The organism is Oceanobacillus sp. FSL K6-3682 (genome assembly GCF_037976165.1).
Lineage (GTDB): Bacteria > Bacillota > Bacilli > Bacillales > Amphibacillaceae > Oceanobacillus > Oceanobacillus sojae.
On the sequence record NZ_CP150263.1, the window covers coordinates 1611036 to 1624749 of the forward strand.

A 13714-nucleotide genomic window follows, 5' to 3' on the forward strand; every position below is an offset into this window, starting at 1 on the left:
TAGCTCCATGACGGGTTTTTTCTTTTGAAAGCTATTATAGCTTATTATTATATGCAAAACTTTGCACTTGCACAAATGTTATATGATTGTAATAGATGCTTTAAAGGAGGGATATCAAGATGCAATTGGTTATTAAAACACTATTTTATCACGCCACCATGAAAAGAACATTGCACTTGCAAGCAGGAAGTACGAAGGAAACAGAAGTTATGGAGGAGGAAAAACGATATGCATAATATGATGACAGTAAAAGGAGCCCGTGAAAATAATTTAAAGAATCTTTCTGTGACTATCCCTAAAAATAAACTGATTGTTGTTACTGGCCCTTCGGGTTCCGGTAAATCTACACTGGCATTGGATACTTTATTCAATGAATGTCAGCGCCAATATTTAGAATCAATGGGGATGCAGGGAATTAATAAGCCTAAAGTTGATTCTATCAGTGGTCTGTCGCCTGCAATCAGAAGGTGCCTGTCCAACCTGTAAAGGATTAGGAAAAACAGTGGATATTCATTTGCCGTCTGTTTTTCATGAAGAGATTTCCTTAGAGGATGGTGCGGTAGATATATTTGCAGGACGTTACGGGGAATACCAGATTGCTGTTTTAAAAGCAGCTTTTCGTTATTACAAACTGCCAGATGCAGAAAACATGCCTATAAAGGATTTTAATGAGGGGCAAAAGGCAATCCTTTACTATGGTGTAGAAAGTGCTGAGGTGAAGCAGCTTTTTCCAGATGTGAAGCCTCCAAAAACAGTGGAGAAAGGAAAATTTCCTGGTGTACTAACCTCCATGTGGCGCCGCTATTCAGAGCATGACGGTTCTTCGGCAGAAGCAGAAGCTTATTTTTATTCGCAAACCTGCCCGGATTGTCATGGTGATCGTTTAAATGCGGTAAGCAGAGCGGTTACTGTTGATGACTGGACGATACCGCAATTAGTTGTGGATTCCTTAGAAGAAATGTCTGCCTGGGCAGCTAAACTGGAGGAGTCATTGGAGCAAACAAGTTATCAGCTTGTCGAAACATTTATTCAAGATATAAAAACAAAGCTCTCCCGTATTATTAAAATAGGATTAGGGTATCTGACGCTGGACAGGCAAGTAATTACTTTATCTGGTGGAGAGGCACAGCGAATAAGGCTGTCAGCCCTTCTAGATTCTGCACTTACAGGCGTGCTGTATATTATGGACGAGCCGACAGTAGGATTGCACCCTAAGGATACAGCAGGTTTGATCAGTGTATTAAAACATCTGCGTGATTTAGGAAATACGGTTTTATTAATTGAGCATGATGTGGATGTGATGAAAGAAGCCGATTATATTATTGATATTGGCCCTGGAGCAGGAAAGCTTGGAGGAACTGTGGTTGGGCAAGGAATCTTAAAAGAATTAATTGATGAAGAAAAATCAATTACAGGACAGTATTTACGTACAGAAAAGCCAATGAAGACTAATTATCGAACTGGGAAAAAGGAAGGTATAACGATATATCATGCTACTGCAAATAATCTCCAGGATGTGACAGTAACCTTTCCAAAAGCCTGTTTAACAGCAGTAACAGGTGTTTCGGGCTCAGGTAAGTCATCACTGTTATTTGAAGTACTAGCAAAAGCAAATGATACGATCCCTGAAGGCTTTGAAAAGGTAACAGGCATGGATACCTTTGGTCAGATGATTATTGTCGGCCAATCACCGCTCAGCAGAATGAAACGATCAAATACAGCGACTTATATTGATTTATTTACACCAGTTCGTTCACTGTATGCTAAATTGCCTAAAGCAAAGGAAAAGAAGCTAACTGCCAAGCATTTCTCTTTTAATACAGCAGGGGGGCGCTGTGAAAACTGCCAGGGGCTTGGCTATGTGACCACAAATATGCTCTTTTTTCCCGATTTAGAGGTAGTATGTCCGGAATGTCAGGGGAGAAGGTTTAAGCAAGAGGTGTTAGCGGTGAAATATCAAGGTCATTCCATTAATGATATTTTGGAATGTTCAGTGCATGAGTGCCTCTCTGTTTTTGAAGGAGAAAAGAAGATACAAGCCATTTTAAAGCTCTTAACAGAAATAGGTTTAGGTTATCTAAAAATGGGGCAATCCTTAACTACTCTGTCAGGTGGAGAAGGGCAAAGGCTGAAGCTTGCGAAAGAGTTAATGAAGCAGGGAAAAAAGACTTCTCTTTATTTATTGGATGAACCAACCACCGGATTACACCCGAATGATACAATTCAACTCTTGAAGCTGTTAAACAGGTTAGTAGATGCAGGGAATACGGTAATTATGGTGGAGCATAACAGTCAGGTTATCGAAGCAGCGGACTGGGTTGTTGATTTAGGTCCTGAAGGCGGGGCAAAAGGAGGACAGGTGATAGCTGAAGGAACGCCGGAAATGATTAGGAAAAATAAAGATTCATTTACGGGGCAGTATTTATAAGTCAGATTGAATTTAATATCTTTTAAACTCAAAGGTCATTCTTATAAAAAGGATGGCTTTTTAGCTTGTAAAGACTTTGCATAAAAAAGTAAAGAACATTCCCAATAAAATAGAATGAATCTTTGCAGGGTGAAGTAACGTAAATAGAAGAGAAGGATATTTATTAGTATATTTGTCAGGGGATTGTATGAACATTAGATAGATGATAATAAAGAGGAGGTGTAATAAAGTGAGCTATGGGTTTCATGCTGCAGCGATGATAATTGTTACACTAACAGTTGTATTGGCAATATTATTATTCCGTAAATCCAACAGCAGGCTATCTATTCTAATTGGTCTGATTAGCTGGGTTGCATTAAGCGCCTACTTTATGATAGAAGCGATTGTTATTCGTGCGACTACAGAACCTTACAGTTTCTTGAATCAGCCAATGAGTGACTTAGGTGTAACTGCTTGTGGGACAGATACCTATGTACTCGCAAGCTATATGATTTGTTCACCTCATCACTGGCTGATGAACTGGACTTTTTTCTTAACAGGCTTGTTTATTTTGATTGGTGCAGTTTTACTTTACCCACTATGGCCGAAGGTTCGTTCTATAAAAACAGCAAGTATTTTCATTGGTATTTTTGGAGTAAGCTATGGAATCTCTGGAATTGTCCCTGCTGACATTGATTTTTACTGGCACACGTTAACTGCACTTCCGGGTATGGTTGTACAGATTCCTGCAATGATTTTAATCAGTATTGCTACTCATAAAAAAATGCCCCGTATATTTTGGTGGACAATTATTTGTACAATAGTTACCACAGCAGCTCTTTTAAGTCTGTTCTTACAGCCAGTATTTACTGGGGTTCCCGGTGGTTTACTTCAGCGTATACTCTATGCTTCTGTATATATTTGGCTGACAGGTACTGCAATTGGCCTTTGGAGCAGGCGAATTCGTGAGGCAAAGTAGAAAGGAAACTTGAGGTACTAAAAAGACTCTTGTCTGAAGTAAGTTCGTTTAAGATCAGGGGTCTTTTAAGTAGGAAAATACCAATTAGAAGTATCTTTCAGTCTGCCATCGGTATTCTAATCAGCTGATTATCATTATTTCGGAGAGAGCCTCGTCTATCTGATTATTAACTAAAATTTTTGGAATGAACAAATTATATTGAACTGGCAGATGCTTAGTGCTATGATTTTCATATTCTAATAAATTCAGATAATTGATGGAGGAAGGAAGATTAGATCTTGAAAGAAAAGAAAGAACAAATAAACGAATACATAGAATCACCTGAAAAACAGCAGCAGCTGTATAAAAGAACTTTGATGGTTGTTATTCTTGCACAAATTTTCGGAGGAGCGGGCCTTGCTGTTGGAGTTACAGTTGGAGCTTTGTTAGCACAGGATTTATTAGGATCAGATAGTGTGACAGGCTTACCATCCATGTTGTTTACACTAGGGGCTGCAGGAGCCGCCTTATTTGTCGGGCGGGCATCTCAACGTTATGGCAGGCGGTTTGGACTTACTGCCGGATTCTTAGGTGGAGCGCTTGGAGCTGTTGGAATAATTATAGCGGCAGTTTCAGAAAATATTATTTTGCTATTCTTTGCTTTACTGGTCTATGGAGCAGGTTCAGCGACTAATCTGCAGGCTCGATATGCAGGAACGGATTTAGCGAATTCAAACCAGCGTGCAAAAGCGGTAAGCATGGCCATGGTATCGAGTACTTTGGGAGCTGTAGCTGGTCCTAATTTAGTCAGTGTGATGGGGAATGTTGCAGAATCCATTGGAATACCAGCTCTTGCCGGACCTTTTATATTAGCTGCAGCTGCATATTTTTTTGCCGGACTTATCTTCTTTATTTTATTAAGACCGGATCCATTTATTGTAGCTAAAGAAATCAGGCTGGCAGAGGCCATAACCAATACGCAGTCTGCAGCTGCTGAAGAAGAAACTCTGGAAAAAGATAAAAGAGGAATTTTTGCCGGTGCTTTTATTATGATTATCAGTCAGTTTACGATGGTCGCTATTATGACGATGACACCTATACATATGGGGCATCATGGTCACGGACTAAGTGATGTTGGATTTGTCATTGGTCTCCATGTCGGGGCAATGTATCTTCCTTCTCTAATTACAGGTTATCTGGTGGATAAGGTTGGAAGGGTAAATATGGCATTTGCATCTGGTATTACACTCATGCTGGCGGGAATATCAGCAGCTTTTGGACCGGCAGAATCCACGATGGCTCATGTAACTGCTTTAGTATTGCTGGGGCTTGGGTGGAATTTTGGTTTGATTAGCGGAACCGCTATGCTGGTAGATGCAACTCCTGCAAATACCCGTGCGAAATCACAAGGATCGGTGGATGTCTGGATATCTCTAGCCGGCGCAATTGGCGGAGGATTATCAGGAGTGATTGTTGCCCAGGCGAGTTATATGACATTAACTTTATCCGGAGCATTGCTTGCCGTAAGCATTATTCCAGTTGTTATTTTAACAGTGGGCTATTTAAGAGGCTGGCGCTGGAATCATTAAGAAGTGCATTTTACTAGAAAAGAAGAGTGGAATATAGTATTCTAGCGTAATAATTAACAGACTTTTCAATCAGATAGAGGGGATAAAAATGGAGAATATTGTTTATTTTAATCAGATAACATGGCGCAGAAATAATCAGGAAATTTTAAAGGATATTAATTGGCAAATTAAAGAAGGGGAGCAATGGGCTATTTTAGGTTTAAATGGTTCAGGAAAAACTTCTCTTTTAAATATTATAACTGGCTATAACTATCCAACATCCGGAAAAATGACGGTATTGGATCAACTTTTCGGCAGAACAGATTTATCTGAATTACGGAAATCAATTGGTTATGTAAGCAGTGCACTGGACCGTTTTCAAGATACAATCCAGCTTGAATCAGTTGAAAATGTGATTGTCAGCGGGAAATTTGCTTCCTTTGGTATTTATGAAGAAGTATCAGAAGCAGATTGGCGTCTGGTTGATCGAATACTTTTCGATCTTCGATTAGAGTATTTAAAAGGAAAAAAATACAGTGTGCTTTCCCAGGGAGAAAGAAGGCGGGTTCTGATTGGCCGTGCACTAATGAGCAGACCTGAGATTCTGATTTTGGATGAGCCATGCTCCGGATTGGATATTTTATCGCGTGAAGAAGTACTGGAATTAATGGATGATTTAAAAGAGAATACACATTTGCTTTATGTTACACACCATATTGAAGAGATTACAGAAGCAATTACTCATGTTGCCTTGGTGCGTGATGGTGAATTGGTTGCTACGGGGGAAAAGCGCGATGTCCTGACAGATGCTTTATTAAGCGAAACATTTAAAATCCCTGTTCAAGTGCATTGGGATGGCGGCAGACCCTGGTTAACGATTGAAAAAAGAAAATAGCTGCATGGATGAAGCTTCCCTCTTTGAAAGATATTTCTAATTTCCAGGAAAAAGTGTATGATAGAGAAGAAGAAACTCGAAATGGGGGAAAATATGGTGAAAAGCAGACTTTTTATGGTTCTTGCCATAGCTATGGTATTGTTGCTGGGAGCTTGCAGTAAAGACAAAGAAGAAGAGCAAGAACCGGCTCTAGAACCAGAGGAACAGACAGAAGAAATTCCTGAATTAGAGGAAGAAGAAGCGAAAGAAGTATTACAAACTTATGAAGAGATCTATCAAAATGTGGTTGAAAATGCAGAAGAAGATGGAGAATTAGCTGATTTTGATTCTATAGATGAACTTCATGAAAAATTCTTAAACGCTATGTCGGAAGAACTGGCTGATGACTTAATTGATACTTACTTTGAGGAAGATGAAGAAGGTCTCATCTACATAGATACATCAGAAGCTCCTGTCTGGTTTGATGAAGAAGAAGCGTATGAATTTGAAAAAGTAGAAGATGATTTATATGAGATAGAGCAGGAACAGGAAGAAAATCAAGTGATTGTTACTTATTCTATCTCCTGGGATGAAGAGAAATGGATCGTTTCAGATGTAGAGACAGAAGAAATTCCATCCGAGGAAAGTGATATTTCAAATGATGGCTCGGAATCTGATATGGATGATAGTCAATCTGAACAAGAAGACAATGAAGCAGCAAACGAAGGAACAGGCGTTACTGAAGAAAATGAATCTAATGATAGTGCTGGTAACACGATGGAGGAAGAGGAAGAGGAAGAAAATCAAGCAGGTTCTGATAGTGAGGAAAACAATTCCAATCAGGGCGATTCTGATGGCAGCGGAACCTCAAACGACACCGATACCTCAGAGGATGATCAGAATTCGGACCCGGCAGAGGATGACGGCGGAAATACGGAAGAAACAGCAGGGTCAATTAGTGAGTCAGAGGCTGAAAGCATTGTTAAAGAGTATTTAAGCATTGTCGATGATGAATTGAATGTTGTGACCGATCATCAGGATGAAAATGGAAATTATGTAGTTCAGGTATACTCTGTTGTTGGAGAGGGAGACTCTTCCCACACTTCTACTTACGGCTGGTTTATCGTGAATAAAGAAACTGGTGCAGTGGAGCAGATGCAATAACGAAAGAGTATAGTGAATAGGTTAGAAGCTGGCAGGATAATCTTAATGAGAGAGATTATCCTGCCAGCTTTTTTAAATCCAGTAAAAAACATGATTTTCGTGCTGGGAAGCAAATTTAAGTATTCCTATTACATTGCAGTTTTTCGTTTTAAGATTATTGTATAATGTAAAAGAAAGATTCTTTTTAGGAATACAATTCATGCAATATTTTTCAGCAGGTCGAGTAAATGCAATTCAAGTTCCGAAATATTTCGATGCAATAAAAATTGTTATTTTTAAAGGAGCGGAAAAAGTGAAAAAGGTCGCTTTAATTATAAATCCTCAAGCGGGAAAGTGTAAATTAGAAAAGGAACTAGATAAAATTGAATCCAGACTGACGAAAGCATTTGCGAAAGTTACTATTTATCAGACTGGGCAGGAAGGTGATGGAAAGCGATTTGTAGAACAGCATGCAGAAGAAATCGATTTATTGATAGCTGGAGGTGGAGATGGCACTGTTTTTGAAATAATGAATGCCCTGGTTCCTTTAAAAAATAGACCCGTGTTTGCCATCTTACCAGGTGGTACCTGCAACGATTTTTCACGGACGCTCGGTATCAGCCAAAAACCGCTGGAGGCACTGGAGCAAATTATTATGCAGAAGTGTATGCACGTCGATATAGGCAGCTATCATAAGCATTACTTTTTAAATTTCTGGGGAATTGGTATTATTTCAAAGGTTGCTGAGGAAATGGATGATGCCAATAAGCAGCTGCTCGGACGAATTTCTTATTATCTGAATACATCAAAGCTTGTTTTTCAAGATAAAGCATTTTCTTTAAAAATACGCAGTGAGGAGCTTCACTATGATGAGAAAGCAGAACTGCTTGTTGTCGGAAATGGCTCCTATCTTGGCGGAATCCAATCCTTTTTTCCTCACGCGGATGTACAGGATGGAAAATTCGATGTATTAATTGTCAAGGAAGCAAAGCTGAAGTATCTGAAGAAATGGCTGGAGGCGAAAATTCAGGATGATTATCCGGAAAATGAAAAAGATGATGACATTATTTATTTCCGGACAAGTAAATTAGAAGTCTCTGCTTCTCCGGAACAGAATATCGATTGTGATGGAGAATTTTTAGATAAAACACCTGCTATAGTAGAGGTGCTTCCTAAACATCTGAAAATGATTTATGGAGAGATACAATAAGTTTTAAAAGCTGACGGACAGAGCATGCTCATCTTGGTAAAGGATGAAGCAAGTAATTGTCCGTCAGCTTTTTTATTTTAGCGTTTAAGCTTCTTCATCAGTTTATCTCCTTCTTTTGCCTGTGAAGTATAGCTGTTATTTTTCCAGTGATTCCAGATTTCTGATACGAATAAAGCGATAAGGGATAGCACTGAAACAAGATCTTCATTTGAAAGAGGAATGATTCGATAACCTAATAGCATTGCAGCAGTATTAATAAATACAATAACTAAAACAGTCAGCCGTACCCACTTATTATTTATTCTTGCCAAGTTTTCACTCATGGACCAAGCCTCCTTTTTATAAGGTATGGGAGAATGCGGTGGATTATGAGAAGGAGCAGTAGCTATTAAAAACGGAAATATTACATAAATATTAAAAATATTACAATATTGTTAAACATTATAATCTTTGTTGACGCTTTCAATTTTAGTGCTAATATAAAGTTAAGATGGTTGTAAATTAAATACAAAATTGACAATTTTACCTTTGCAGCTTAGATATTTTTGGCTCTTGATCTATAACCGTCTAAACAAATAAAGGAGGAGTTTTATTTATGCAAAGGTTATTTCAGGACAAGTCGTTGAAGTATCTCGGAACATCAATTGTTTCACTCGTCTTTTTCATGTTTGTTGGACTGGGGGCTGCTGCTGCACATGGATATATTGAGCAGCCGAAATCAAGAGGATTATTATGTAAAGAACAGGTGAACACAAATTGTGGAGGCGTTCAATGGGAGCCTCAAAGTCTGGAAGCACCGAAAGGATTTCCTGGAGCAAGCATCCCGGATGGAGAAATCGCTTCTGCTGGAGGGACATTTCCTGAATTGGATGCACAAACTGCTGACCGCTGGGCAAAGGTTAATTTGAATTCTGGTGTAAACACATTTACTTGGCATTTAACAGCGAAGCATGCAACAACAAAATGGCATTATTATATTACCAAGCCGGATTGGAATCCGAATCAGCCGCTGACAAGGGATCAATTTGAACTCATTCCATTCTATGAAGTTTATGACGGAGGCGCAAGGCCAGGTGAGAAGGTGACACATCAAGTGACAATCCCGGAACGGAAAGGCTATCATGTGATTTTGGGAGTATGGGATGTGTATGATACAGCCAATGCTTTCTACAATGTAATTGATGTTAACTTTGGCGGTGAAGGAACAAACCCAGGGCCGGGAGAACCCGATCCAGAAGTTCCTGGCTATCCAGCATGGGATGCTAACAATGTCTATCTTGGAGGAGACAAGGTTACGTATAATGGAAAAGTATATCAGGCAAAATGGTGGACCACTGGAGAAACACCAGGAAGTGCCGGAGTATGGGAGCTTGTAGAGTAATTTGAATTAAATTATCAAAATGTTTAAATAAATTAACGAAGCAGATTATTTTACTAAAAATAAGAAAGAATGTTGCATAAATGTAAAAATTCTAGTATGATAATTTATAATTTATTTTTGAGAAGCAATGAAGAGGACATGAATTACTTGGAAGGTTTAAAGAGAGGAAAGTAAAAGGTGAGAGCTTTCTAACCAGGAAATGTAATTTACCACCTCAGAGCTGCGTTGGAGTAACAACTAACGCCGTAAGCATGCAACGTTACTGCAAAATGAAGCCGTTAATAATGTTGACGGAAATTTGGGTGGAACCGCGGAGATAACACATTCGCCCCTTCTTAGGAAGGGGAGGGTGTGTTTTTTTAGTATCATAAAAGTTATTAAAATAGAAAAAGCGATGAAGAGGATATGAATTATTTGGAAGGTTCAAAGAGAAGGGAGCAGCAGGTGAAAGCTCTCTAACCGGAAGGATAATTTACCACCTCAGGAGCTGCGTCAGGGTAACAACTGGCGCCGTAAGCATGCAACGTTACTGCAAAAATGAAGCCGTCAAATTAATTTGATGGGAAGCTGGGTGGAACCACGGAAAAGCATATTCGTCCCTTTGTATGGAGGGAAGAGTATGCTTTTTTACTGTATAAAAATTATAAGTCGAAGGAGTGTTTAGAAAATGAATAATAAAGTAAAGATTATACTTCCAGATGGAAAAGAGAAATGCATCGAAAAAGGGACTTCATTAAGAAAAATTGCAGAACAGATATCAATGAGTTTAGCGAAAAATGCTGTTGCAGGAAAAGTGAACGGTAAGCTGGTAGATATAAGTTGCGCTGTTTCAGAAGAGAGTCATATTGAGCTGTTGACACTGGATTCAGAAGAAGGGCTGAACGTTATGCGGCATACTGCTGCCCATATTTTGGCACAGGCTGTGGAACGGCTTTACGGAAAAGGCAACGTACAGTTTGGTATTGGGCCAGTTATTGAACATGGTTTCTATTATGATATGAAATGCCAAGTATCCATTAATCAATCTGATTTGGTGAAAATAGAAAAAGAGATGCAAAATATTATTCAGGAGAATATTCCAATCCGCTCATATGAGCTCTCTTTGGAGGAAGCTCAGACTTATTTTAAAAAAAAGAAGCAGTCTTATAAGGTAGAGCTGTTAGAGAGTATTCCTGCAAATGAAGCTATTACTATCTACGAACAGAGGGATTTCTCTGATTCATGCAGAGGTCCTCATTTACCGTCGACAGGTTACGTAAAGGCATTTCATCTTACAAAACTGGCAGGGGCATATTGGCGTGGAGACAGCAATAATGAGATGCTTCAGCGCATTTATGGAATTGCATTTGCAAGAAAAAAAGACTTAGATGCACATTTGCATTTCTTAGAAGAAGCTGAAAAACGGGATCATCGTAAATTAGGAAAGCAGCTGGAGCTGTTTATGTTTTCTGAAGAAGCACCAGGTATGCCATTTTATTTGCCAAATGGTCAGATTATCCGTCAGGAGCTTGAGCAGTTTTCCCGTGAAGCGCAGTTAAAAGCGGGCTATCAGGAAGTACGTACCCCACTTCTGATGAATCAGCAGCTATGGGAAGAATCCGGCCATTGGGATCACTATCATGAAAACATGTATTTTTCCGAAGTGGACCATACAAACTTTGCACTAAAGCCGATGAATTGTCCGGGACACATGTTGATGTATAAACAGAAGCTGCGCTCTTACCGTGATTTGCCAATCAGGCTGGCTGAATTTGGGCAAGTACATCGCCATGAATACAGTGGAGCTTTAAACGGATTGCTTCGCGTCCGTACTTTCTGTCAGGATGATGCCCATATTTTTGTAAGGGAAGATCAAATTGAAGCGGAAATGGAAAAAGCAATTCATTTAATTGACGAGGTATATGGTGTGTTTGGTTTTTCTTACACTGTTGAATTATCTACTCGTCCAGAGAATTCAATGGGTGAAGATGCGGCCTGGCAAATGTCGGAGCAGGCTTTAGCAAATGTTTTAGAGCGGATAGACCTGCCTTATCAAGTAAATGAAGGAGACGGCGCATTTTATGGACCGAAAATTGATTTTCATATTAAAGATGCTTTAGGGCGCAGCCATCAATGTGCAACACTGCAGTTGGACTTTCAAATGCCGGAGAAGTTTGATTTAACTTATGTCAATGCAGATAATGAAAAGCAGCGTCCAGTGGTTATCCACCGGGCTATTTATGGATCAATTGACCGCTTTTTCGGAATTCTGATTGAACATTTTGCAGGTGCTTTTCCTTTGTGGCTGGCTCCTGTTCAAGCAGTTATTTTGCCGGTATCGTCTGTGCATCAGCCTTATGCTGCTCAATTGGAAGATACTTTTAAAGCGGCGGGCATCCGTATAGAAGCAGACTGCCGGGAAGAGAAGCTCGGGTTAAAATTAAGAGAAGCACAAATGAAGAAAATACCTTATATATTTGTTATTGGCAATGAGGAAGAAGAAAAACAAACAATAAATGTTCGGAAATATGGAGAGAAGCAGAGCCAGAGCTTGTCTATTATGGAAGTGCAAAAGATTCTTCAAAAAGAAATCGCAGAAAAGGCAATAAGACATGTGTAATTTCACGAGTCTAGGATAAAAGGACTGGAAAAAATCGCGTAATTACTATTCATTCTTGTTCAAGTAGTATAAAATGTAATTATCATCTAAAGCTGAAGGGGATGAGTGAGGATGACAATTACATTTAAGAAAATTGATAGCTCAAATTATAAAAAATGTTCGTTCTTAAAGGTGAATGATAATCAAAAAGATTTTGTAGCTCCTAATTGGTATTCTGTACTGGAAGCAGTTTATGAAGAGGAAGAGAAACATCCATATGCTATTTATTATGGAGAGGATATGGTTGGATTTTTAATGTATTCTTATTATCCGGCAGATGAAGAATATGATAAAGATTCATGGTGGATGGAACGTTTTATGATTGCCAAGGATTTTCAAGGAAAAGGCTATGGTAAGGCTTCTTTAAGCAAATTTATAGAAAACTTTCAAAAAGATTATCCGGGAGAAGAATTGCGCACATCTGCTGTAAAAGATAACCATGTTGCTATAACATTGTATGAACACAGCGGTTTTCAGCGGACAGGTGAATTTGTTGAAAAAGAAGCAGTGCTGCTGCTAGATAGTTAGAAGTTCTAAAAATATTAGTAAAGGGCGGATGATTAATTAAAATCATCCGCCCTTTTGTAATTCGAGAATCTTCTTTCTTCTAAAAAAATATTTAGAGCCCTATATAATCCCCATTATAGATGCATTTCTAAGAATTAATAAAAATTATTAATAAATCTAATAAGATTTTATAATAATGTAATTTTTCGTAAAATATTGATTTATTATTAAATTCATGTTTTAATTTCTAATAGTGATAACTGGTAGTGACGTCACAACCAATGAGGTGGAAATAAGATGATTGATGATACATTATATATTCCATTACACGTTCAGCTTAGTAAAAGTTTAGAAGAAAAAATAAAAGCGCAGGAATTTATCGAAAAAATACCAAGTGAACGAGAATTGATGGATATGTATTCAGTAAGCAGAACTACGGTAAGAGAAGCTGTCACAAAGCTGGTAAATGACGGCTTGTTAATTAAAGTGCACGGAAAAGGGACTTATGTAAATAAGAAGCCTCCGATTCAGGAGTGGTTATCTTCTTTAAACAGTTTTACAGAAACAGTAAGAAGAATGGGAATGATGCCAACAAGTAAATTATTAACATCTAAAAAGTTAACAGCAGATAAACATGGAATTGAAGTATTTAAAGAAGAAATATTTATGATAGAAAGACTTCGTTACGCTGATGAAAAACCTATTGCAATTGAGCGGCATTATTACCCGTTATCAATTGGAGAACGTTTATCTGAATTTAACCTGGATAAGGAAACAATATATGATTTATTAGAAAATGAGTTAGGCATTGTTCTGGATGAAGCAGAGCAGTATATAACATCAGAAATAATTGAAGATCATCTAGCACCATATCTGGAAATACCTAGTGGATCAAATGTATTGCTTGTAGAAAGGACAATAGTTGATGAAAAAGGTAATGTCGTTGAGTATTACATTGGACAGTACCGCCCTGATATGTACACATTTCGGATAAAAACCAAAAGAAATTTAAATAAAAAATAACTGAT

10 protein-coding genes and 1 pseudogene are annotated in these 13714 nt (G+C 38.4%); 10 read left to right on the forward strand and 1 reads right to left on the reverse strand.

All coding sequences use genetic code 11. The annotated features are described in order from the left end of the window. Positions 1 to 228: 228 nt before the first annotated feature. The 6 genes and pseudogenes from MHH51_RS08185 (at position 229) to MHH51_RS08210 (ending at position 8160) form a co-directional block, all read left to right on the forward strand. Positions 229 to 2428, forward strand: a pseudogene (locus tag MHH51_RS08185) (excinuclease ABC subunit UvrA). Between the two features lie 229 nt (positions 2429 to 2657). Further along, positions 2658 to 3386, forward strand: coding sequence for a DUF998 domain-containing protein (locus MHH51_RS08190; RefSeq protein WP_246145079.1), 729 nt, complete (start codon positions 2658 to 2660; stop codon positions 3384 to 3386). A gap of 278 nt (positions 3387 to 3664) precedes the next feature. After that, positions 3665 to 4954: an MFS transporter gene (locus MHH51_RS08195; RefSeq protein WP_339285485.1), complete on the forward strand. Its 1290-nt coding sequence runs from the start codon at positions 3665 to 3667 to the stop codon at positions 4952 to 4954. An 88-nt stretch (positions 4955 to 5042) separates the two neighbouring features. Continuing rightward, positions 5043 to 5828, forward strand: a complete 786-nt coding sequence (locus MHH51_RS08200) for an ABC transporter ATP-binding protein (RefSeq protein ID WP_147209713.1) — start codon at positions 5043 to 5045, stop codon at positions 5826 to 5828. Positions 5829 to 5885: 57 nt separating this feature from the next. Then, on the forward strand, positions 5886 to 6971 hold the full coding sequence (locus MHH51_RS08205) for a hypothetical protein (protein WP_339285487.1): 1086 nt from the start codon (positions 5886 to 5888) through the stop codon (positions 6969 to 6971). Positions 6972 to 7170: 199 nt separating this feature from the next. Beyond that, a complete protein-coding gene (locus tag MHH51_RS08210) occupies positions 7171 to 8160 on the forward strand; it encodes a diacylglycerol kinase family protein (protein WP_339285489.1) in 990 nt (329 codons plus the stop codon). A 77-nt stretch (positions 8161 to 8237) separates the two neighbouring features. Here the strand turns inward: MHH51_RS08210 and MHH51_RS08215 are convergent, their stop codons facing one another. Then, complete coding sequence (locus MHH51_RS08215; RefSeq protein ID WP_147209711.1) at positions 8238 to 8483, reverse strand: phage holin; 246 nt, start codon at positions 8481 to 8483, stop codon at positions 8238 to 8240. A gap of 272 nt (positions 8484 to 8755) precedes the next feature. On the opposite strand from MHH51_RS08215, the gene MHH51_RS08220 reads away from it, so the two are divergent. From MHH51_RS08220 to MHH51_RS08235, 4 genes are all read left to right on the forward strand, one after another. Beyond that, the gene (locus MHH51_RS08220; protein ID WP_339285493.1) at positions 8756 to 9541 is read left to right on the forward strand and encodes a lytic polysaccharide monooxygenase; all 786 of its coding nucleotides are present in this window, start codon (positions 8756 to 8758) and stop codon (positions 9539 to 9541) included. A 667-nt stretch (positions 9542 to 10208) separates the two neighbouring features. Beyond that, positions 10209 to 12140: a threonine--tRNA ligase gene (gene thrS, locus MHH51_RS08225; RefSeq protein ID WP_339285495.1), complete on the forward strand. Its 1932-nt coding sequence runs from the start codon at positions 10209 to 10211 to the stop codon at positions 12138 to 12140. 111 nt (positions 12141 to 12251) lie between these two features. Continuing rightward, positions 12252 to 12707 carry a GNAT family N-acetyltransferase gene (locus MHH51_RS08230; protein WP_339285497.1) on the forward strand — a complete coding sequence of 152 codons (456 nt, stop codon included), beginning with the start codon at positions 12252 to 12254 and terminating at the stop codon, positions 12705 to 12707. A gap of 276 nt (positions 12708 to 12983) precedes the next feature. Further along, positions 12984 to 13709: a GntR family transcriptional regulator gene (locus tag MHH51_RS08235; RefSeq protein WP_147209707.1), complete on the forward strand. Its 726-nt coding sequence runs from the start codon at positions 12984 to 12986 to the stop codon at positions 13707 to 13709. Positions 13710 to 13714 lie beyond the last annotated feature (5 nt).

Bases quoted from the DNA above. Each gene is read 5' to 3' on its own strand.
- MHH51_RS08220 (WP_339285493.1), top strand. From the start codon at position 8,756: ATGCAAAGGTTATTTCAGGACAAGTCGTTGAAGTATCTCGGAACATCA.
- thrS (WP_339285495.1), top strand. From the start codon at position 10,209: ATGAATAATAAAGTAAAGATTATACTTCCAGATGGAAAAGAGAAATGC.
- MHH51_RS08200 (WP_147209713.1), top strand. From the start codon at position 5,043: ATGGAGAATATTGTTTATTTTAATCAGATAACATGGCGCAGAAATAAT.
- MHH51_RS08205 (WP_339285487.1), top strand. From the start codon at position 5,886: ATGATAGAGAAGAAGAAACTCGAAATGGGGGAAAATATGGTGAAAAGC.
- MHH51_RS08210 (WP_339285489.1), top strand. From the start codon at position 7,171: ATGCAATATTTTTCAGCAGGTCGAGTAAATGCAATTCAAGTTCCGAAA.
- MHH51_RS08215 (WP_147209711.1), bottom strand. From the start codon at position 8,483: ATGAGTGAAAACTTGGCAAGAATAAATAATAAGTGGGTACGGCTGACT.
- MHH51_RS08230 (WP_339285497.1), top strand. From the start codon at position 12,252: ATGACAATTACATTTAAGAAAATTGATAGCTCAAATTATAAAAAATGT.
- MHH51_RS08235 (WP_147209707.1), top strand. From the start codon at position 12,984: ATGATTGATGATACATTATATATTCCATTACACGTTCAGCTTAGTAAA.